Annotated in this window: 13 protein-coding genes and 1 pseudogene; all 14 read left to right on the plus strand. The window is 70.8% G+C overall.

Annotation, left to right across the window (positions count from 1 at the left end; translation table 11 throughout):
- The first annotated feature begins 3 nt into the window (after positions 1–3).
- The 14 genes and pseudogenes from OG927_RS23395 to OG927_RS23460 all read left to right on the plus strand — a co-directional run bounded on the left by OG927_RS23395 (position 4) and on the right by OG927_RS23460 (position 22,310).
- Entirely contained in the window at positions 4–1,116 is a 1,113-nt protein-coding gene (locus OG927_RS23395; protein WP_056794620.1) for an ATP-binding protein, read from the plus strand.
- A complete protein-coding gene (locus OG927_RS23400) occupies positions 1,113–3,896 on the plus strand; it encodes a DUF5682 family protein (protein WP_330320726.1) in 2,784 nt (927 codons plus the stop codon). Before OG927_RS23395 ends, OG927_RS23400 begins: the two co-directional genes overlap by 4 nt.
- A gap of 1,057 nt (positions 3,897–4,953) precedes the next feature.
- Positions 4,954–5,082, plus strand: coding sequence for a hypothetical protein (locus tag OG927_RS23405; protein ID WP_274922797.1), 129 nt, complete (start codon positions 4,954–4,956; stop codon positions 5,080–5,082).
- A 144-nt stretch (positions 5,083–5,226) separates the two neighbouring features.
- Positions 5,227–6,270 (plus strand): 3-isopropylmalate dehydrogenase, encoded by a 1,044-nt coding sequence (locus tag OG927_RS23410; protein ID WP_056794624.1) that lies wholly within the window; start codon positions 5,227–5,229, stop codon positions 6,268–6,270.
- A gap of 269 nt (positions 6,271–6,539) precedes the next feature.
- A complete protein-coding gene (locus OG927_RS23415) occupies positions 6,540–7,643 on the plus strand; it encodes a branched-chain amino acid aminotransferase (protein WP_330320727.1) in 1,104 nt (367 codons plus the stop codon).
- A 400-nt stretch (positions 7,644–8,043) separates the two neighbouring features.
- Positions 8,044–9,651 carry a citramalate synthase gene (cimA, locus tag OG927_RS23420; protein WP_056794629.1) on the plus strand — a complete coding sequence of 536 codons (1,608 nt, stop codon included), beginning with the start codon at positions 8,044–8,046 and terminating at the stop codon, positions 9,649–9,651.
- A gap of 1,174 nt (positions 9,652–10,825) precedes the next feature.
- A complete protein-coding gene (locus tag OG927_RS23425; protein ID WP_056794631.1) occupies positions 10,826–11,800 on the plus strand; it encodes a LacI family DNA-binding transcriptional regulator in 975 nt (324 codons plus the stop codon).
- Positions 11,801–11,947: 147 nt separating this feature from the next.
- On the plus strand, positions 11,948–13,630 hold the full coding sequence (locus OG927_RS23430; protein WP_056794633.1) for an ABC transporter substrate-binding protein: 1,683 nt from the start codon (positions 11,948–11,950) through the stop codon (positions 13,628–13,630).
- A gap of 19 nt (positions 13,631–13,649) precedes the next feature.
- Positions 13,650–14,703: pseudogene (locus tag OG927_RS23435) on the plus strand (ABC transporter ATP-binding protein).
- Positions 14,700–15,680: an ABC transporter permease gene (locus OG927_RS23440; RefSeq protein ID WP_056794638.1), complete on the plus strand. Its 981-nt coding sequence runs from the start codon at positions 14,700–14,702 to the stop codon at positions 15,678–15,680. Before OG927_RS23435 ends, OG927_RS23440 begins: the two are co-directional and overlap by 4 nt.
- Positions 15,681–15,684: 4 nt before the next feature.
- Complete coding sequence (locus tag OG927_RS23445; protein ID WP_056794640.1) at positions 15,685–16,674, plus strand: ABC transporter permease; 990 nt, start codon at positions 15,685–15,687, stop codon at positions 16,672–16,674.
- Positions 16,671–17,666, plus strand: coding sequence for an ABC transporter ATP-binding protein (locus OG927_RS23450; protein ID WP_124281101.1), 996 nt, complete (start codon positions 16,671–16,673; stop codon positions 17,664–17,666). Before OG927_RS23445 ends, OG927_RS23450 begins: the two co-directional genes overlap by 4 nt.
- Positions 17,667–17,705: 39 nt before the next feature.
- Positions 17,706–19,118, plus strand: coding sequence for a GH1 family beta-glucosidase (locus OG927_RS23455; protein ID WP_056794645.1), 1,413 nt, complete (start codon positions 17,706–17,708; stop codon positions 19,116–19,118).
- Between the two features lie 105 nt (positions 19,119–19,223).
- Positions 19,224–22,310: a glycoside hydrolase family 3 N-terminal domain-containing protein gene (locus OG927_RS23460; RefSeq protein ID WP_330320728.1), complete on the plus strand. Its 3,087-nt coding sequence runs from the start codon at positions 19,224–19,226 to the stop codon at positions 22,308–22,310.
- Positions 22,311–22,366: the final 56 nt, after the last annotated feature.

Here is a 22,366-nt window from a genome sequence, read left to right on the forward strand (position 1 = left end):
CACATGTCCGACCTGTTGCGCGCCCCCGCCGAGATCAAGTACGCCGAGGAGCTGGACTGGCTGGAGTCCATCGACGACAACCCCAAGCCCTTCTCGTGGCGCCTCTCCCCGAAGATGGTCCGCCTGTTCATCCTGGGCTCCGAGCGCTCGGACGGCCTGGACCGCGACATAGCGCAGAAGTGGTACGGCGACCGCAGCTTCGTCGAGCGTTCGATCGTCACGCTGGCCTCCGACCGCGGTCTGCTGCTCATCGGCGATCCCGGAACCGGCAAGAGCTGGCTGGCCGAGCTGCTGTCCGCCGCGATCAGCCGCAACTCCACCCTGGTGGTGCAGGGCACGGCCGGCACCACCGAGGACCACATCAAGTACTCGTGGAACGTGTCCATGGTCATCGCCAAGGGACAGTCGCGGGAGTCGATGATCCCCTCGCCGATCATGACCGCGATGGAGACGGGCGCGATCGGCCGGTTCGAGGAGCTCACCCGCTCCACCAGCGACGTCCAGGACGCGCTGATCTCGATCCTGTCCGAGAAGTACATCTCGGTGCCCGAACTGGACAGCGACAGCATCGTCTTCGCCAAGCCCGGCTTCTCGGTCATCGCGACCGCCAACAGCCGCGACCGGGGTGTCAACGACCTGTCCTCGGCGCTCAAGCGCCGCTTCAACTTCGTCCGCATCCCGGTGGTGACGAACAAGAAGAGCGAGACGGAGATCGTCCGCTTCCGCACCGAGGAGCTGCTGCGGCGTCACCAGATCGAGCTGGACGTGCCGCCGACACTCCTCGACGTGCTGCTGCAGAGCTTCGCGGACCTGCGCGCCACGGCGGCCGCGGCCGGCAGCGACGACGAGAAGCTGGAGTCCGCCCTGTCCACCGCCGAGCAGATCGGCGTACTGGAGGACGCGATCCTCCACAGCAACTTCTTCGGCGAACGCGCTCTGACCGCCCACACGCTGGCCTCCTCGCTCGTCGGGTCGCTGGCCCGGCGCGAGCCCGAGGACCTGGCCATCCTCAACAAGTACCTGCACGGTGTCGTCGAGCCGCGCAGCAAGGCGGAGGGCGGCTCGTGGCCGGAGTTCCTGGAGGGCGGCCGGGACGCGATCGCCACCCTGTCATGAGCGGCGCGCCCGAAGAGACCTTCGGAGAGCTGCGCGGGCAACTACAGGAGGCCGCCACTGCCTTCGCCGACGGACCCGACGCGCTGGAGGGGATCCTCCTCGGCCTCGTCGACGACGTCGACCGCGCGGTGCGCGAGCCGTTGGAGATCTTCCCCGTGTGCCACCACTCGCCCGCGTCGGCGATCGCGATGGCACGCCGGCTGCGGGAGAAGCAGCCCAAGGTCGTGTACCTGGAGCTGTGCGAGGACATGGCACCGCTGCTCACCGAGCTGCGCAACTGCCGGCTGCCGGTGGCGGTCCAGTCCTTCGCCTCCGAGGTCGACGGCTTCCCCGCCGAGTGGTCCCCGCTGTCGGTGGTCGCGCCGATCACCGAGGCCTCCGCCGAATACCAGGCGATCGCCTACGCACTGGACACCCCGGGCGTCGATCTGGTCCTCGTCGACCGCTCCTCGGACCACGTCTTCCAGTGGGACGCGCGCGCGGGGTACGACGCAGGCCCGGCCGACCCGGACGCCCCGCCCCCGGAGGAGGAGGCCGCGCTCCACGGCGACGCGGTGGGCGTGGAGATCGGCGACCTGCGCCCGCGCTTCGCCGAGCTGGAGGAGCACCTGCTGCGCCACGGCAAGGTCCGGCACTGGTCGGAGTGGTGGCACCAGTACGTCGAGCTGCCGCTCGGCGACAGCGACCACGACACCTACCGCCAGGTCATGCTCCTGATCGGCAGCCTCTTCCGGCGCCTCGCCCCCGGCGACCCCCACCGGGTGCGCGTGGACGAGGACCGCGAGCGCTACATGTGGACCAGGATGCGTGAGCACCTGGCCGCGACCGGCACCGATCCCGAGGACTGCCTCTACGTCTGCGGCGCCTTCCACGCGGCCAGCCGCGTCGAGGAGTTCGGCGTCGCGGGCAGCGACACCTTCGAGATCACCCCGCGCAGCGCGACCACGTGGCTGCACGGCCTGATCCCGTCCAGCCACGCGGCGATCGAGGCACAGTTCGGCCTCGCCTCCGGTTCCGTGTCGATCGCCGCGACCCTCTGGGCGAAGAACCTCCGGCGCACCCGTGTGAAGCCCTTCGTCCTCGCAGGGCAGGCCGGGGCGAAGAAACCGAGGCCCGCGAAGACCACGGCCGCTCCCGTGCCGGACCTCCCGGCCTCGGACAAGCTGACCGGTTTCCTGCAGCAACCTCCCGTCCTGGACCGGCTGGACGAGGCCGAACTGCTCGGCTGGTCCGTGGAGATCGTGCGCGCCGCCCGCCGCAACGGCTACCTCGCCTCCACCGCCGACGCCATCGCGGTGTTCGAGACGTCGATCCTGCTGGCCGGGATGCGCGACAGGGCCAGGCCCACGCCCTACGACTTCCAGGACGCGGCCGTCACCTGCATCGAGAAGGACTCGGTGCCCGGCCGCCGCGACGTACGCCGCCTCGTGGAGATCATGATGGGCGGCGACCGGGTCGGCCAGGTCGGCTACGAGGCACTGCCGCCCCTCGCCCGCGACGTGCACGACCGGCTCGCTCCGCTGAACCTCAAGCTCCAGCAGCGCGGGGTGCAGCGGGCCCTGCTGGACATCGCCTCCCGGCCGGAGCTGGAGCGGTGCTCCGACGTGCTGTGGATGCTGCGCCACCTGATGCCGGGCGGCGCAGCCCGCACGGTCATGGGCGAGCGGAAGCTGGGGGAGCGGCCCATCCAGGAGTCGTGGGACCTCGCGCTGGGCACCCACCAGCGTGCGCTCATCGAGCTCGGCTACGAGGGCGTGAGCATCGAGCAGGTCCTGGAGCAGCGCCTGCGCCGTACCGCGTACGGCCCGCAGGCGACCGCGGCGACCGTCCTGGAAGCCGTCGAGGACGCGACGCTGTACCTCCGCAGCCGTCGGCTCGCCGACGAGCTGGGCAACCGCGCCCTGGAGGTGCTCTCGGCCGAGCGCACCGTCGACGGCGCACCGGAGGTGCTGCGCCGGGTGCGGCGGCTGCTGGCGTACTACCGCACCAGCGAACCGGTCCTGCCTCCGTGGATCGAGGCCTTCACCAAGGCGGGGTACGCGCACTACTGCACTCTGCTGCCGACCGCGTTCACCGACGAGGACGCCACGGTCCGGCAGGTGGCGGCGATGCTGGGCTTCCTCTTCAGCATGGAGAACCTGGCGCTGTCGCTGGGATGCGACCGGACCCAGCTGGAGCTGGCCCTGGCACAGTCGCATCCCCAGGAGCCTTCGAGGACGGCGCTGCTGTGGGCCGCCCAGGTTCACCTGGGGCACCTGACCCGTGAGGACCTCCGGGCGAAGTGCGACGAACTGCTCGGCAACCCCCTCGTGGTACCCGCGTATCCGCGCTACCTCAGCGGTTTCGTGCAGGCCCTGGAGCCGGTGCCCGGCCTCACCGACTTCGTGGTGGAGGCGGTGTCGAACGCCTTCGGGCGGCTGCCGGACCCGGTGCTCCTGCCGTGGCTGCCGACGCTGATCACCACCCTGCGGGCGGACGGTGCCGAGCTGGCTCCGCTGCTGATCCGCGAGGCCGGACGGATCTTCCCGGGCCGGCTCGCGACCCTGGACCAGTGGGTTCCGCCGTGGAAGGCGCAGCCGGTGCCGGACGCGGGGCCCCCGGCGCCGTCCGAGGGCGGCGGCTGCGTCCTGCTCGCCGCCCATCCCGCATCCTGCGACGCCCTCGCGGGCCTGCTGGGCTGCGACGGGACGTGGGAGACGGCGGCCCCCGACCCGTCGGGTGCGGCCCTCGTCGGCCGCCACCCGGATACGGCGGTGGCGCTGGAGGCACTCCTGGTGTGACGGAGAGCTGCCGCCGGCCACTGGGCAGCGGGACCGGCGGGCCGGCAGACCGGCCGAGCGCGGGTCACCGGTGGGGCTGGTGGGGCGACGTTCTGGCGGACCGGTGACACCTCGTCTCATCGGGCCGGTACCGCTCCACACGACGGACGCGGCCCCGTGCTGTCCGCCTCGGAGGCCGCCGGCTCCATGGGGCCGCTCCGGGATCCGCTGCCGCGTCCGTCCCCTGCACCTGCCGTACCGGGCGGGCGTCGACAGCCGGTTCGCGCCGACCCGCAGATCGCCAAGGCCCCTCCAGCGCCAGCGCGGTGCTCGACTCCATCCGCTCCGCGACCACCCCGCAAGCGGGCCGAGCCGTCCTCACCGGGCACGTACACGCCCGGTGAGGACGGCTCGGCCTCGTGGCCCTCCGACAACAGCGCTGCCGAGGCGGACACTCCGGAGAACCGTGCCCGGTCCGCCCGGCGTCCTCTCCGGGAACGGACCCGGCACGTACAGAGGGCTCGTCCCCCTGCGCACACAGCACGACCGCACGCCGCTGCCGGCGGAGCGGGAGCCTAGAACGTGCGGGTCGCGGGCTTGCTCGATCGGCCGACGCCCACCTCCCGCGCACCCGGCCGGCGTCCCACACCGCACCCGCGCAACCGCGTCCGCCCCTCAGCCAGCGTGCCCCGGGGCACCCGAACGCCCTCGCAGTGGGCCGACACCCGGGGCCGACATCCGGGGCAGCCACCGGGCCGACACCGGGTCACGGACGCACCCGGGGCACGCCTCCGTAGCACGTGGTGCTCGCGTCGCCGTCTCAGATAGTAGGAAGTCCGAGTACCTGTAGAGACAGATGGCCCCAGCTGTCCTAACTTTGTAGGAGCCGAACGACTCGCATGATCCAGCGACTGGCGGTCGCGAGCACGTGCCCCGAAGCAGGCAACCCCTGCGGCACCGCTCCCCGCCCCTTCCGGCGCCTCGAAATCCCGATCCCGACCGTCACCTTCGTGCGGCCCGTACCGCGCGACGTGAAGCGTCCCGATCCCGATATCCACGCGATCCCAAGGAGTCGATCATGGCCCAGACCACTGCACGCCGTGTCCGTCACACCCCCCGCCCGACCGAGTCGGAGCGCAAGAACGCCGCAGCCGCCCTGCAGCGTGCCCTCGACCGCCGGGACAACGGCGGGTCGACCGGCCACTGATGCCCGGGTTCCCACCTCGTGGCACCGATGATCCCTGGTCCAGCGCTTGTGCGGGCCTCGCGCACCACTCGCGCGAACCGCTCCGGCCGTCCGGATCGTGGACAGCGGATGTCATGGGGTGGGACGGAAGGCTAGGGTGCCTCCATGTCTCGCAGCATCGATCTCGCAGTGATCCCCGGCGACGGTATCGGCCAGGAGGTCGTCACCCAGGGCCTCAAGGTCCTCAACGCTGTTCTCCCGCAGGATGTGAAGCTGGAGACCAAGGAGTACGACCTCGGCGCCCAGCGCTGGCACCGCACCGGTGAGACCCTCCCGGACGCGGAGCTGGAGGCCCTCAAGGGCCACGACGCCATCCTGCTCGGCGCCATCGGTGACCCGTCCGTGCCGTCGGGCGTACTGGAGCGCGGGCTGCTGCTCAAGCTCCGCTTCGCCTTCGACCACTACGTCAACCTGCGGCCGTCGAAGCTCTTCCCGAACACCGCGACGCCGCTGGCCGGCCGCCCCGACATCGACTTCGTCGTCGTGCGCGAGGGCACCGAGGGCCCGTACACGGGCAATGGCGGCTCCCTGCGCACCGGCACGGAGCACGAGGTCGCCACCGAGGTCAGCGTCAACACCGCCTTCGGTGTCGAGCGCGTCGTCCGTGACGCCTTCGCCCGTGCCGCGGCCCGCCCGCGCAAGAAGCTGACGCTGGTCCACAAGAACAACGTCCTCGTGCACGCCGGCCACCTGTGGAAGAACATCTTCGACAAGGTCGCGGCCGAGAACCCCGAGGTCACCACCGATTACCTGCACGTCGACGCCGCGACGATCTTCTTCGTCACCCAGCCGGAGCGCTTCGACGTCATCGTCACCGACAACCTCTTCGGCGACATCCTCACCGACCTCGCCGCGGCCGTGACCGGCGGCATCGGCCTGGCCGCGTCCGGCAACATCAATCCGACGGGTGCCTTCCCGTCGATGTTCGAGCCGGTCCACGGCACCGCCCCCGACATCGCGGGCCAGGGCAAGGCCGACCCGACCGCCACGATCCTCTCCGTCGCCCTTCTGCTGCGCCACCTCGGCTACGAGCCCGAGGCCCTGCGCATCGAGGAGGCCGTCTCCGTCGACCTCGCGGAGCGCGAAGGCAAGGCCGCCCGCACCACCGACGAGATCGGTGACGCGCTCGCAGTACGCGTAGCGAGCTGACCCGACGCCTTTACTTCGAAGCCGCCGGGTCGCATCCGCACCCGGCGGCTTCACCTTGCGGTCTCCGGGTGCCACCATCGACCCCGGACCGCATTTCACGTCACCGCAAACACGTCATTTCGTGCACGGCCGCCCGCGAGAGATAATCGAACGCGGGGCCGTGGCTTGCGGTAGAGCTCGGACGTCCTACGACCTGCCTGCGAAGTGCGGGACGGGAGCGGGCGTGAGCGCGGTCCATCACACACAAGACCGGTGAAGGACACGCACTCATGACGACGCCCACGATCGAGCTCAAGCCCTCCTCGAACCCGCTGTCCGACGCGGAGCGCGAGGCGATCCTGGCCAACCCCGGATTCGGCCGCCACTTCACCGATCACATGGTGACGATCAGCTGGACCGAAGGCCGCGGCTGGCACGACGCCCAGCTCGTCCCGTACGGACCGCTGTCGATCGACCCCGCCAACATGACCCTGCACTACGCGCAGGAGATCTTCGAGGGTCTCAAGGCCTACCGCCAGGGCGACGGGACGGTCGCCACGTTCCGTCCGGAGTCCAACGCCGCGCGGTTCCAGCGGTCCGCCGCCCGGCTCGCGATGCCCGAGCTCCCGGCCGAGACGTTCATCGAGGCCTGCGACGCCCTCGTCCAGCAGGACAAGGCGTGGGTTCCGGCGCACGGCGGCGAGGAGTCCCTGTACCTGCGCCCGTTCATGATCGCCTCCGAGGTCGGCCTGGGCGTGAAGCCCGCCAACTCGTACCTCTTCCTCGTCATCGCCTCCCCGGCCGGCGCCTACTTCCCCGGCGGTGTGAAGCCCGTCTCGATCTGGCTCTCCCAGGACCGGGTCCGCGCCGTCCCCGGCGGTATGGGCGACGCCAAGACCGGCGGCAACTACGCCGCTTCCCTCCTCGCCCAGGCCGAAGCCGCCGCGAAGGGCTGCGACCAGGTCGCCTACCTCGACGCCGTCGAGCACACCTGGGTCGAGGAGCTGGGCGGCATGAACCTCTACTTCGTGTACGAGCAGGAGGACGGCGGCAAGCGGATCGTCACCCCCTCGCTCACGGGCTCGCTGCTCGCCGGCGTCACGCGTGACTCGCTGCTCACTGTCGCCCGCGACCTCGGCTACACCGCCGAGGAGTCGCGCGTCTCCGTCGACCAGTGGCGTGACGACACCGCGAAGGGCACGCTCACCGAGGTCTTCGCCTGCGGGACCGCCGCGGTCATCACCCCCGTCGGCACCGTCAAGTCCGCGGACGGCGAGTGGACCCAGGGCGACGGCACCCCGGGCGAGGTCACGCTCAAGCTGCGCGAGCGGCTGCTGGACATCCAGCGCGGCACCGCCGAGGACACCCACGGCTGGATGCACCGCCTCGGCTGACCCTTTTGAGGTGCCGTTGTGAGGCAGGGGACAGGAAAATCCGGCATAACGCCCACTTTCCTGTCCGCTGGCTCACAGCGGCCGTCGGCCCACCCCCGCGCCCAACCCCCACGCCCGCATGGTGAGACGGGGCGGAGCGGGGGCGGGGGGCTGTGGGAGACTTCCCGCGTGTCCTCGTTCGCCATGATTATCGGCAGCAGGCGCGCCGGTCCGCAGTGACCGTCCGTACCACCACGTACGGCACGGCCATCGTGCCCCAGACCCGCGCGCAGACCTCTCGCACCCGCGAGGGGTTTTTTCGTTTTCCGGCCCCCACCACGGCCGGGGCGAGGCACACGGGATGATGGGGGCAAGTGGAGCCGATTCGTCCGGATCCGCTCACCGACAGGAGTCAGACAGCATGACCACCAAGGCCACGGCCCCCGACGACAGCTTCCATGTCTTCGACACCACCCTGCGCGACGGTGCGCAGCGTGAAGGCATCAACCTGACGGTCGCGGACAAGCTGACCATCGCCCGGCATCTGGACGACTTCGGTGTGGGATTCATCGAGGGCGGCTGGCCGGGGGCGAATCCCCGCGACACCGAGTTCTTCGCCCGCGCGCAGCAGGAGATCACCTTCGAGCACGCCCAGCTCGTCGCGTTCGGCGCCACCCGCAGAGCGGGCGGAAAGGCCGCCGAGGACCCCCAGGTCCAGGCCCTCCTGACGTCGGGCGCCCCGGTGATCACCCTGGTGGCCAAGTCCCACGACCGCCATGTGGAGCTGGCCCTGCGCACCACCCTGGAGGAGAACCTGGAGATGGTGCGCGACACCGTCTCCCACCTTCGCGAGCAGGGCCGTCGGGTCTTCGTCGACTGCGAGCACTTCTTCGACGGCTACCGCGCCAACCCCGAGTACGCCAAGTCGGTCGTACGCACCGCCTCCGAGGCCGGCGCCGACGTCGTCATCCTCTGCGACACCAACGGCGGCATGCTCCCCGCCCAGGTCCAGGCCGTCGTGGCCACCGTCCTCGCCGACACCGGTGCACGGCTCGGCATCCACGCCCAGGACGACACCGGCTGCGCCGTCGCCAACACCCTGGCCGCCGTGGACGCGGGCGCCACCCATGTGCAGTGCACCGCCAACGGCTACGGCGAGCGGGTCGGCAACGCCAACCTCTTCCCCGTCGTCGCTGCGCTGGAGCTCAAGTACGGCAAGACCGTCCTGCCCGAGGGCGCGCTCGCCGACATGACCCGCGTCTCGCACGCCATCGCCGAGGTCGTCAACCTCACGCCCTCCACCCACCAGCCGTACGTCGGTGTCTCCGCCTTCGCCCACAAGGCCGGACTGCACGCCTCCGCGATCAAGGTCGACCCGGACCTGTACCAGCACATCGACCCGGAACTCGTCGGCAACACCATGCGGATGCTCGTCTCCGACATGGCGGGTCGCGCGTCCATCGAGCTGAAGGGGAAGGAGCTCGGGATCGACCTGGGCGACGACCGCGCGCTCGTCGCACGGGTCGTCGAGCGGGTCAAGGAGCGCGAACTCAAGGGCTACACCTACGAGGCGGCCGACGCCTCCTTCGAACTGCTGCTGCGCGCGGAGGTCGAGGGCAGGCCCCGCCGCTACTTCCGCATCGAGTCCTGGCGGGCCATCGTCGAGGACCGCCCCGACGGCACCCACGCCAACGAGGCGACCGTGAAGCTCTGGGCGAAGGGCGAGCGGATCGTCGCCACCGCCGAGGGCAACGGCCCCGTCAACGCCCTCGACCGGGCACTGCGCGTCGGCCTGGAACGGATCTACCCGCAGCTGGCCAAGCTGGAGCTGGTCGACTACAAGGTCCGCATCCTGGAGGGCCGCACCGGCACCGAATCCACCACCCGGGTGCTGATCACCACGGGCGACGGATCCGGTGACTGGGCGACGGTCGGCGTGGCCGAGAACGTCATCGCCGCCTCCTGGCAGGCCCTTGAGGACGCGTACACCTACGGGCTGCTGCGGGCCGGCGTCGAGCCGACCGACTGACGGACGTCGTCACCGGAGCCGCCACCTCCGGCCGGCGGCTCCGGTGCAGGTCCGGGACCGGGCGCGCGGATGCCGTTCGCCGAGGACCCGCCGGTCACGTCGAGGACCCGCCGGTCACGTCGAGGCGCCTGTGCGCCTAGGCGTCGACCACGTCCCCGGCCGTGTCGTGTCGTGGTACGTCCGGTGGTGCGCTTCCGACCCGTTGCAGGTGTGCAGCCGGGCCTTTGCCGCGTCGGTCTGCCGACCCCGGGATGGCGACCGGGCAGGCGCCGAATACCTGGACCGGGGCGCCCGCGGAGACAGGCCGGTGCCGGGTGCCCGCACCCGTGCGGTCCCGGAACCGGACTGTGCACCGTGTGAACCGGAATGCCACTGTGCGCCGTGTGCAACGGACCGGACTGAGCCAGGCCGCGTGCGGCGCGGTGGAGGCGATGTGGACGGCGCGGTCCGCGGTGGGGCAGCCGCCGTCAGGCCGGGCCGAGCTGCTCGGCCTGCCTGGTGAGCGGCGGTGAGTCCTGCCGACCATGTGCGATCGGGAAGCCCGGGGGAGGAGCCCTGTCGGAATGGCGTACGAGCCGAGCGAGAGGCGGCCGATGCCCTGCGTGGGGGAGCGGAGCCCCGCGTCGTGTCGTCACGGGTCGGCCGGCTGAGCGCACGGCTGCCCTTCGTCAGCCAGAACGCCATGTCCGTGGCCGTGTCCCTGTACGAGGCGGCGCCGCCGCCCGTGCAGGTCCGGTCGCGGGCGTCGGCGGTGATGCCGGCGCCGGAAGCCGGAGCGCTGGTCCCGTGGTCGGCGCCGAGGGCGGCCGGCGTCCGCGCATCGAGGCCGCGGGTGACCTCGTGGCCGCCGCCGTCGGACGTGGTGGTGAGCGCCACGGCAGCGGTCCCGCCCGTGGCCTGCGTGGTACCGGAGGAGAGCCCGGTCGGAACCGCGGTCGCGAGCGCGGGTGATGAAGGCTGCGCGCAGCCGTCAGGAAGTGAACACACGGCTTCCCGATGCCGCCGAGATCAACGGTACGGACCAATGTCGGTGTGAAGTATTGACGCTCCTGTTCCAGCGGGGTTAACTCCAGCCGCAACGCCGGTACCGGTTCCGGTACCGGTTGCGGAACCGGTACCGAAGCCGTGACCATCCGCTTGCCCCGCCCTGTCCTGCCTTGTCCCTGGAGGCCCGTTGCGTGTCACCATCGCCGATGTCGCCCGCCAGGCCGGCGTCAGCAAGACGACCGTGTCACGGGTCGTCAACCTCAAGGGTGAGGTGGACGGCTCCACGGCCGCCCGCGTTCGTGAAGTGATCGCTCATCTCGGCTACGTGCCCAGCTCGGGCGCCGTGGGGCTGGCCCGCGGCAGCAGTCGTACGGTCGGGATGCTGGTGCCCTCGCTGACCTGGCCGTGGATGGGCGAGGTGCTGCAGGGCGTCGTGGACACGGTCGAGGCCGCCGACTACGGGCTGTTGCTCTTCACCTGCAACCGGGGCGCCGAGTCCGTGGAGCGCTTCACCAGCCAGGTGTCGGCGCGTGCCTTCGACGGACTCGTCGTCGTCGAGCCGGAGAACACCCTCGACCACCTGACCGCACTGCACCGGTCCGGCCTGCCGATCGTCCTCATCGACGACCGCGGCCACCACCCCGAATTCCCCTCCGTCGTGACCACCAACCACGAGGGAGGCGCGTCGGCGGCCCGCCATCTGCGGGCTTCGGGACGCACCAGACCCCTGGTCCTCACCGGACCCGAGCACTTCGGCTGCGTACGCGACCGGCTCGCGGGATTCCGGTCGGTCCTGCCCACCGGCCTGGTCGTGCAGGGGGACTTCACCGAGCGCTCCGGCCGGCTCGCCGTGGAGCGGCTCCTGGCGGCCGGGACGGAGTTCGACTCGGTCTTCGCCCACAACGACATCAGTGCGGCGGGCGTCCTGCGGGCCCTGCGCGGCGCCGGCCGCCGGGTCCCGGACGACATCGCGGTGGTCGGCTTCGACGACATCCCGATGGCGGAACACACCGAACCCCCGCTGACCACCGTGCACCAGCCCACGCGGCAGATGGGAGAGACGGCGGCCCGTCTCCTGCTCTCCCACCTCAGCGGCACCGCCGTACCGGACGGGCCGGTCGTGTTGCCCACCGAACTGGTCGTGCGCCACTCGGCGCCGTAACGGAAGGGCCCATGGGCCCGCCCGTCCCTGAGTCCTCCGACACGCACCGCCCCGTCCCGCCCGCAGGACACCGCCCCGCCCGCACCCGGCGCGCCGAGTGCTGCCCACGTCCCGGATCTCCCTGACCCGCAGTCTCCTGGAGTCGACATGTCCGTACACAGCCGTCGCCACACGCTGAGAGCGCTCTCGGCCGCCATCGCCGTGGCAGCACTCGCCACCGGCTGCTCGAACGCCAACTCGGGCGCCAGCAAGGGGGGAGGCGCCGGTGCCTCCGGTGTACTGACCCTCGGCAAGCCGGACGGGCCGCAGACGAACAACAGCAACCCGTTCCTGTCGACCTCCGCGAGCGCGACGCTCGGCTACCGGCACATGATCTACGAGCCGCTGGCGATGACGAACCAGATCCGCCCCACCGACAAGGCCGACCCCTGGCTGGCGACCGACTGGGCGTGGGAGTCCAACTTCACGAAGGTCACCTTCACCCTCGACGACCGGGCGAAGTGGGCCGACGGCAAGCCGCTCACCGCCGCCGACGTCGGGTACACCTTCGAGCTGCTCAAGAAGCACCCGGCGCTCAACGGCAACGGCATCCCGTTCGACGGGGTCGCGGTGGAGGGCGAGAAGGTCGTGCTGACCTTCAAGGAATCGCAGTTCGTCAACCAGAACAAGATCATCCAGACCTACATCGTGCCCAAGCACATCTGGGAGAAGGTCGAGAACCCGGAGACCTGGCCCAACCGCACCCCGGTCGGCTCCGGCCCGTACAAGCTGAAGACGTTCACCCCGCAGACCACCACCCTGACCGCCACGCCCACCTACTGGAAGGGCGAGACGAAGGTCAAGGAGCTCCGCTACACGGCCTACAACGACAACAGCGCGGCCACCACGGCGCTGGCCAACGGCAAGGTCGAGTGGTCGTTCGTCTTCATGCCGAACTACAAGCAGCTGTACATCGCGAAGGACCCGGAGAACCACAAGCTGTGGTTCCCCTCCGGGCTCGGCATCCACGGGCTGTGGTTCAACACTGCGCGCAAGCCGTTCGACAACCCGGCGCTCCGCAAGGCGATGGCCATGGTCGTGGACCGCAAGGCGATCCACGTCCAGGCCCAGGCGACGCTCTACCCGGAGATCACCAACCCGACCGGCATCCCGCTGCCCGCGGGCGACCCGTTCCTTGCGCCGGAGTACAAGAGCGCCACCACGAAGCCCGATGTGGCCGGTGCCAAGAAGCTCCTCGAAGAGGCGGGCTTCACGCTCGGCGGAGGAGTGCTGAAGGACCCGGGCGGCAAGCCGGTGAAGCTGACCTTCACCGACCCGGCCGGCTGGAACGACTACATCACCGGGCTCTCGATCATCAAGGACAGCGTCAAGGAGCTCGGCATCGAGGCCAAGGTCAAGACGCAGACCGCCGAGGCCTGGGGCAACGACGTCGCCACCGGCAACTTCGACGCCACCCTGCACTGGACCAACAGCGGTGCCACGCCGTACGACATGTACCAGAACATCATGGACGGCGCGATCCTCCAGCCCGTCGGCAAGAGCTCCCAGCTCGGCAACTTCGGCCGCTTCAAGAGCCCCGAGGCCACCGCGGCGCTGAAGGACTACGCCAACGCCACGGACGACGCCACGCGCACGAAGGCCATGAACCTCCTCCAGAAGATCATGGTCGAGGAGGCGCCGGTCATCCCGACGGCGGCAGCCCCCATCGGCGCCGAGTACTCCACGAAGAACTGGGTGGGCTGGCCGACCGAGGCCGACCCCTACGCGCCGCCGCAGCACACCCAGCCGACCGCGCTGGAGATCGTGCTGAACCTCAAGCCCGCCAAGTAAGCACGGGGAAGAACCGGCCATGACCACCGAACAGTCCGCAGCCGCGCACACCGGGACCGATGTGGTGCTCGAAGCACGCGGAGTCACCAAGCACTTCCCCGTGCGGCGCACGGGCGGCGACGTCCTCGCCCGCAGACGCCGCACCGTCCACGCCGTCGACGACGTCTCGCTGAAGCTCCGGCGCGGCACCGTCACGGCCCTGGTGGGGGAGTCCGGCTCCGGGAAGTCCACCGTCGCACGGCTGCTCGCCCGGCTGTACCCGCTCACCGCGGGCGAGATCCAGCTGGGCGGCGAGGCGGTCGGGGCCGGACGTGGCCGGTCCTTCCGTACCTACGTGAACCAGGTCCAGCTGATCTTCCAGGACCCGTTCGCCTCGCTCAACCCGGTGCACACCGTGCGCTACCACCTCACCCGGGCGCTGAAGATCCACGGCCGGGCGGGGGACGGGGACGCGGACCTGCGGAAGAACCTGGCCGCCCTGCTGGAACGCGTCCAGCTGACTCCTCCCCATCAGTTCCTGGACAAGTTCCCGCACGAGCTGTCGGGAGGGCAGCGCCAGCGCGTCGCGATCGCGCGCGCTCGGCGCCGACCCCCAGGTCCTGCTGGCCGACGAGCCGGTGTCGATGCTCGACGTGTCGATCCGGCTCGGTGTGCTCAACCTGCTGCGCGACCTCAAGGAGCGGCTGCACCTCGCGATCCTGTACATCACCCACGACATCGCCTCCGCCCGCTACTTCGCGGACACGACCCTGGTGATGTACGCCGGCCGGATCGTCGAGGGAGGGGACAGCGAGACCGTCACCCAGCACCCCGCCCACCCCTACACCCAGCTGCTGATCGCCTCCGCACCCGACCCCGACCGGGTCGCGGACGAGGAGGCGCAGGAAGAGGCCGGGAGCGGTGAGCCGCCCTCACTGATCACCCCGCCGGACGGCTGCCGCTTCCACCCCCGCTGCCCGAAGGCCATGGAGCGCTGCCGCACCGAACCGCCCCCGCGCTTCGACCTGGCGGACGGCCAGTGGGCCGCCTGCTGGCTGTACGACGGAGCCGAGGGACAGGAGGCCGGGAAGTGACGTACGTACTGCAGCGACTGGCCTTCTACACCGTCACCGCGTGGGCCGCGATCACCATCAACTTCATGATCCCGCGCCTGATGCCGGGCGACCCGGTCGAGGCCCTCATGAGCCGCTACCAGGGCCAGCTCGACACCAGCGCCATCGCCTCACTGAAGGCGCTGTTCGGCCTGGACGAGAACAAGTCCGTCTGGGAGCAGTACACCGACTACTGGTCCCACCTCCTGGACGGCGACCTCGGGCTGTCGTTCACCTTCTTCCCGACCCCGGTCGGCGAGGTGATCGCCCAGGCACTGCCGTGGACGCTCGCGCTCGTCGGCATCACGACCCTGATCAGCTTCCTGCTCGGCACCGGGATCGGTGTCTACAGCGGCTGGCGGCGCGGCTCCTGGCTGGACGCGCTGCTGCCCGTCACCACGTTCATCTCCGCCGTCCCGTACTTCTGGCTCGGTCTCATCGCCATCGCGCTGTTCGCCGTGAAGTGGCCGATCTTCCCCTTCGAGGGGGGTTACGACAACTCCCTCGTCCCGGCCTTCGACTGGCCGTTCATCTCCAGCGCGCTGTACCACGGGGTGCTGCCCGGAGTGACGATCGTGCTCAGCGCCATCGCCGGCTGGATCCTCGGCATGCGCAACATGATGGTCACGGTCTCCTCCGAGGACTACGTGATGGTGGCGCAGGCCAAGGGGCTCTCCGAGCGGCGCGTCATGTTCGGCTACGCCGCCCGCAACGCGATCCTGCCCAACATCTCCGGCTTCGCGCTCTCCCTGGGCTTCATCGTCAGCGGCACGCTCCTGGTCGAAATGGTCTTCAACTATCCGGGCATCGGCTTCCAGTTGCTGCAGGCCGTCGGCGCCAAGGACTACCCCCTGATGCAGGGCGTGTTCCTCATCATCACGCTGTCCGTGCTCGCCGCGAACCTGCTGGCGGACATGGCGTACGCCCTCCTCGACCCCCGTACCCGGAAGGAGGCCTGATCCCGTGTCCGTCATCACGACCGACGTCACCGCGCCGGCCGACGTCCCCGCCCCGGCGGCGCCCGGCCGGGCCAGGCTCCGCTTCCTGCGCGGCGGGAAGACCCGCACCGGGCTGCTGATCCTCGCGTTCTTCGCGGTCCTCGCCGTCGCAGGGCCCTGGCTCGCCCCGTACGACCCCGACGCGATGAGCGACGACCTGCTGCAGGCGCCGTCCGCCGCCCACTGGTTCGGCACCACCCACACCGGCCAGGACGTCCTCTCCCAGATCCTCGTCGGCACCCGCGGCGTGCTCGTCGTCGGCTTCCTGGCAGGCTTCCTCGCCACGGTCCTGTCCGTGCTGATCGGGGTCACGTCCGGCTTCCTCGGCGGTGCCGCCGACGAGGCCCTCTCGATGCTGTCCAACATCTTCCTGGTCATCCCCGGACTGCCGCTGATCATCATCATCGCGAGCTTCGTCGAGGACACGACCGATCTGCTGATCGCCGCCGTCATCGCCCTCACCTCCTGGGCGTGGGGATCACGCATCCTGCGCGCCCAGACCCTGTCGCTCAGACGCCGCGACTACGTGGAGGCGGCCCGGGCAACCGGCGAGTCCACCTGGCGGATCATCCTCTTCGAGATCATGCCGAACCTGACCGCGGTCATCGCGTCCGGCTTCGTCGGCACCGTCATCTTCGCGATCCTCTCGGAGATCACCCTCGCCTTCATCGGCGTCGCCGACATCTCCCACTGGAACTGGGGCACCGTGCTCTTCTGGGCCCAGTCCAACCAGGCCCTGGCCCAGGGCGCCTGGTGGTGGTTCGTCCCCGCCGGCCTGTGCATCGCCCTCCTCGGGACCGCCCTCACCCTGATCAACTTCGGCATCGACGAGTTCGTCAACCCGCGGCTGCGCTCCTCGGCCGGCGGCTCGCGGAAGGTCCGGATGCGCGTCGGCTTCACCCCGGTGGCCCGGACCGGCACACCCGGAAAGCCCAGCAAGGAGCAGAGCGAATGACCGCCGAGCCGATCCTCACGATCAGCGGACTGAACGTCGACTACGGCACCGGGCCGACCGGCGTGCACGCGCTGCGCGACGTCGACCTCACCCTGCACCGCGGCGAAGTCCTCGGCCTGGCGGGCGAGTCGGGCTCCGGCAAGTCCACCCTGGCCTACGCCGTCACCCGGCTGCTCTCCCCGCCCGGGGTGATCACCGGCGGGGACGTCCACTACCACCGGCCGGGCGCCGGCCCCGTCGACATCCTCTCCCTCTCCCCGGACGCGTTGCGCGCGTTCCGCTGGCAGGAGCTGTCGATCGTGTTCCAGGGGGCGATGAACTCGCTCAACCCGGTGCACACCGTCCACAGCCAACTCACGGACGTGCTCAAGGCGCACCGCCCCGCCATGCGCTCCGCCGAACGGACCGCGCGGGCCGAGGAGCTGCTGACCCTGGTCGGCATCTCCAGGGACCGGCTGACGGCCTACCCGCACCAGCTCTCCGGCGGCATGCGCCAGCGCGTGATGATCGCGATGGCGCTCGCCCTGGAACCCGAGATCGTCATCATGGACGAACCCACCACCGCCCTGGACGTCGTGATGCAGCGTCAGATCCTGCGGCAGCTGGTCCGGCTGAGGGAGCAGCTCTCCTTCTCCGTCGTGTTCATCACCCACGACATCTCCCTGCTGATCGAGTTCTCGGACCGGATCGCGATCATGTACGGCGGCCGGATCGTGGAACAGGCGGGCGCCTCCGAGATCTACCGCGCCCCCCGCCACCCCTACAGCGAGGGGCTGCTGCACTCCTTCCCCGCGCTGCACGGTCCCCGGCGCGAGCTGACCGGCATCCCCGGCACACCCCCGCACCTGTCCGCGATGCCGGCCGGCTGCGCCTTCCACCCGCGCTGCGGCAAGGCCCACGACCCGTGCGCCGACCAGATCCCCGTCCTCGCCCGGCCGGAGGCGGGCCAGGACAGGGAAGTCGCCTGCTGGCTGCACACCCGGCCCGCCTGACCCTTCACGCCCACCGGACCCACGGAGTTACGGAGAGCCATGAATCCCGCCACGTCCCGCAGCGGCCTGCAGCCCACCGCAGTCCAGGGACTCCCCGCCGACTTCCGCTGGGGCGTCGCCACCTCCTCGTACCAGATCGAGGGGGCCGCCCGGGAGGACGGCCGCACCCCGTCGATCTGGGACACCTACTGCCGGGTCCCGGGCGCCGTGCACAACGCGGAGCACGGCGACACGGCCTGCGACCACTACCACCGCATGCCCCAGGACGTGGAGCTGATCGCGGGCCTCGGCGTCGACACGTACCGCTTCTCGCTGGCCTGGCCGCGCATCCAGCCGGGCGGCAGGGGTCCCGCCAACGCCAAGGGCCTGGACTTCTACAAGCGGCTGGTCGACGAGCTGCGGGGCCGCGGCGTCACCCCGTGGATCACCCTCTACCACTGGGACCTGCCGCAGGAGCTGGAGGACGCCGGCGGCTGGCCCGCCCGCGACACCGCCTTCCGGTTCGCCGAGTACGCCATGCTCGCGTACGAGGCGCTCGGCGACCGGGTCGAGCACTGGACGACGCTGAACGAGCCGTGGTGCTCGGCGATGCTGGGCTACGCCTACGGGGCGCACGCGCCCGGCCGCACCGACCTGGGCGACGCCATGGCCGCCGTCCACCACCTTCTCCTGGGCCACGGTCTCGCCGCCCGGCAGATGCGCGAGGCGGCCGGTGGCAACCCGCTGGAGCTCGGCATCACCCTGAACCTCGGCACCGCCACCCCGGAGACCGGCAGCGAGGCCGACCGCGAGGCCTGCCGCCGTGCCGACGGCATGGGAACCCGCCTCTACCTGGACCCGATCGTCCGCGGCTGCTACCCGCAGGACATCGTCGGCGATCTCGCGGCCCAGGGCATCGAACTGCCCGTGCGGGACGGCGACCTGGCCGCCATCGCCACCCCCCTCGACGTCCTCGGCGTCAACTTCTACCGCGGCGCCCTGTTCTCCGGGGTCACCGAGGACGGATCGCCGACCGACGCCGACGGCCTCCCCGTCACGCGCGGTGTGGAGCGCGACCTGCCCCGCACCGCCATGGACTGGGAGATCACCCCCACCGAGCTCACCGATCTGCTGCTGCGGCTGCAGCGCGACTACGCGCTGCCGACCGTCATCACCGAGAACGGGGCGGCCTTCGACGACACCGTCGCGCCCGACGGCTCCGTGCCCGACGCCGACCGCACCGCCTATCTCGCCGACCACATCGCAGCCGTGTCGGAGGCCCGCCTCCGGGGCGCCGACGTCCGCGGCTACTTCGCCTGGTCGCTGATGGACAACTTCGAGTGGGCCTACGGCTACGACAAGCGGTTCGGGATCGTCCGGGTCGACTACGACACCCAGCGGCGGACGCTCAAGGACAGCGCCAAGTGGTACCGCGACACGATCCGCCTCACCCGCAACGCCCGTCGCGACTGACCGCACCGGAGCACCCTCCACGCCCCCACCTACGGAGACCGCCGGGTGCGGGGCGGGCGGAAGCAAGCCACACCACAGACCGGACACCGGAAGAGACGAGTCGCAATGCCACGCACACCGCACCACAGCGCACGTCGCAGGGCGAGACCGGCCACGGCCGCGCTCGCCGCCGTCACCGTCCTCGCGGGACTGCTCGCCGGGGCGGTCCCCAGCGCCGCGGCCGAGGGAGACGAGCCCGCACCGGTCCTCGTCGACCGCTTCGAGGGCGAGGTCCCGCTCGGCAACCCGCCCGCCGACGCCCTCTTCACCTGGGGCGGCGACGCCGACGACCACCCCGCCCTGGAACTCAAGGAGCGCGCCGACGCCCCCGAGGGGGCCAAGGTCCTCCAGGGCACCTATGACATCAGCGCCTGGGGCGGGCTCAGCCACGAGTTCGCCGTCGACCAGCCGCCCAAGAACTGGACGGCCCACAAGGGCATCCGCTTCTGGTGGTACGGGCAGAACACCGCGCCGCTGCCGCCCGGTTCGGGCAAGCGCGTCAACTTCGAGATCAAGGACGGCGGCGCCAACGGCGGCGCGTCCGAGCTCTGGACCACCTCCTTCACCGACGACTGGGAGGGATGGCACCAGATCGAGATCCCGTTCGCGGACTTCGTCTACCGCGCCGACTACCAGCCCGTCGGAGGCATCGACCAGGTCCTCGGCCTCGACGAGATGTGGGGCTACGCGCTCACGCTGCCGACCGGCGCCCCCGGCGCGTTCGCCATGGACGCCGTCGAGCTGTACGGGAAGGCCGACCCGGCCCTCAAGTCGAGCGTCGTCGTCGACTCCGCCGTGCACCCGGTGAAGGAGGGCGGCACGGCGGACATCAAGATCTCCGTCGCCACCACCGGCTCCGTCCCCATCGAGGAGCCCGTCACCGTCGCCTACACGACCGAGGGCGGCAGCGCCGAGTCCGGCAAGGACTACACCCCGGTCACCGGCACCCACACCTTCCCGGCGGGCACCGCCTCCGGCACCACGCACACGGTCTCCGTGGCCACCGCCAAGGACAGGGGCGCCGAGTCGGCCGAGACGGTCCCGCTCGCCCTCACCGTCACCGGTGCGAAGCCGCCCAAGGAGAATCCGCAGGTCGTCATCGACGCCCACGGCCTTCCGTACCAGAACGCCAGGCTTCCGGTGAAGAAGCGCGTCGCGGACCTGCTGTCCCGGATGTCGCCCGCCGAGAAGGCCGGCCAGATGACCCAGGCCGAGCGCAACGCGCTGCGGTCCCCGGGCGACATCGCCACCTACGACCTCGGCTCGCTGCTCTCCGGCGGCGGTTCCGTACCCACCCCCAACACGGCAGCCGCCTGGGCGAAGATGGTCGACGCCTACCAGCTGCGCGCACAGACGACCCGCTTCCAGATCCCGCTGATCTACGGCGTGGACGCGGTGCACGGCCACAACAACGTGATCGGCTCGACGATCATGCCGCACAACATCGGCATCGGCGCGGGCCGCGACCCGAAGCTCGCCGGGAAGACCGGGGCCGTCACCGCGAGCGAGGTGCGCGCCACCGGCATCCCCTGGGACTTCGCCCCCTGCGTGTGCGTGACCCGCGACGAGCGCTGGGGCCGTTCCTACGAGGCCTACGGCGAGGACCCGGCCCTGGTGGAAGCCATGGAGACGGTCATCACCGGCATGCAGGGCAGCCCCTCCGGCGAGGACCTGGACCGCAACGACAAGGTGCTGGCCAGCGCCAAGCACTTCGTCGGTGACGGCGGCACGGAGTTCGGCTCGTCCACCACCGGCTCGTACACCATCGACCAGGGCGTCACGAAGGTCACCCGCGAGGAGCTCGAAGCGGTGCACCTCGCACCGTTCGCCGAGTCCGTCAAGCGCGGCGTCGGCACGGTCATGCCGTCGTACTCCTCGCTCGACATCATCGGCGACGACGCCGGCCCGCTGAAGATGCACGCCCACGACGAGATGATCAACGGCGTGCTGAAGGACCGGATGGGTTTCGAGGGCTTCGTCATCAGCGACTGGCAGGCCATCGACCAGATCCCCGGCGACTACGCCAGTGACGTGCGGACGTCCGTGAACGCCGGACTCGACATGATCATGGTGCCGACCGCGTACCAGGACTTCACGAAGACCCTCCGCGAGGAGGTCACCGCCGGGCGGATCGGCCAGGCCCGGATCGACGACGCGGTGTCCCGGATCCTGACCCAGAAGTTCCGCCTGGGCCTCTTCGAGAAGCCGTACGCCGACACCTCCAACCTGGACAGGGTCGGCTCGGCCGCCCACCGTGCCGTCGCCCGTGAGGCTGCCGCCAAGTCCCAGGTCCTGCTGAAGAACGACGGCGCGGTCCTCCCGCTCAAGCCGTCCCAGAAGGTGTACGTCGCCGGATCCAACGCCGACGACCTGGGCAACCAGGCCGGCGGCTGGACCGTCAGCTGGCAGGGCGCCTCCGGCGCGACCACCACGGGCACGACGATCCTGCAGGGCATCGAGAAGAACACCTCGTCGGCCACCTTCTCCAAGGACGCCTCCACCCCGACCGAGGGGTACGACACCGGAGTCGTGGTCGTCGGGGAGAAGCCGTACGCCGAGGGCATCGGGGACGTCGGCAACGGCCACGACCTGGAGCTGTCCGACGCCGACAAGGCGGCGGTCGACACGGTCTGCGCAGCCATGAAGTGCGCGGTCCTGATCGTGTCCGGGCGCCCGCAGCTCATCGGTGACCGGCTCGGCGACATCGACGCCCTGGTCGCCTCCTGGCTGCCGGGCACCGAGGGCGACGGCGTGGCCGACGTGCTCTACGGCAAGAAGGCCTTCACCGGACAGCTCCCGGTGACCTGGCCGAAGTCCGAGGCGCAGCTGCCGATCAACGTCGGCGACGCGGCCTACGACCCGCAGTTCCCGTACGGCTGGGGACTGACCACCCTGAAGAAGGCCCCGGGAGGCGGCGAGCTCACCCTCACCGCCCTCGCCGCCGCCGCGAAGCTCGCGCAGAAGGCGGGCCTCGGCAGGACCGCGGCGGGCAAGGAGATCGTGGACCGGGCCAGGCTGCTGGTCCAGCAGAAGACCGGCGGGAAGCCGACCGCGGCGGTGTCCAAGCCGTTCGCCGAGGCCGACCACCTGCTGCTCACCGGTGACCTCACCGGAGCGGTGGCGAAGCTGCGCACGGCGTACCGCGCCGTGTAACCGCGGGGGAGCGACCCGGGTGGGCGGTGCATCCGTCGCCCATCCGGGTTACTTTC

Source organism: Streptomyces clavifer (assembly GCF_036345975.1).
GTDB lineage: Bacteria > Actinomycetota > Actinomycetes > Streptomycetales > Streptomycetaceae > Streptomyces > Streptomyces clavifer.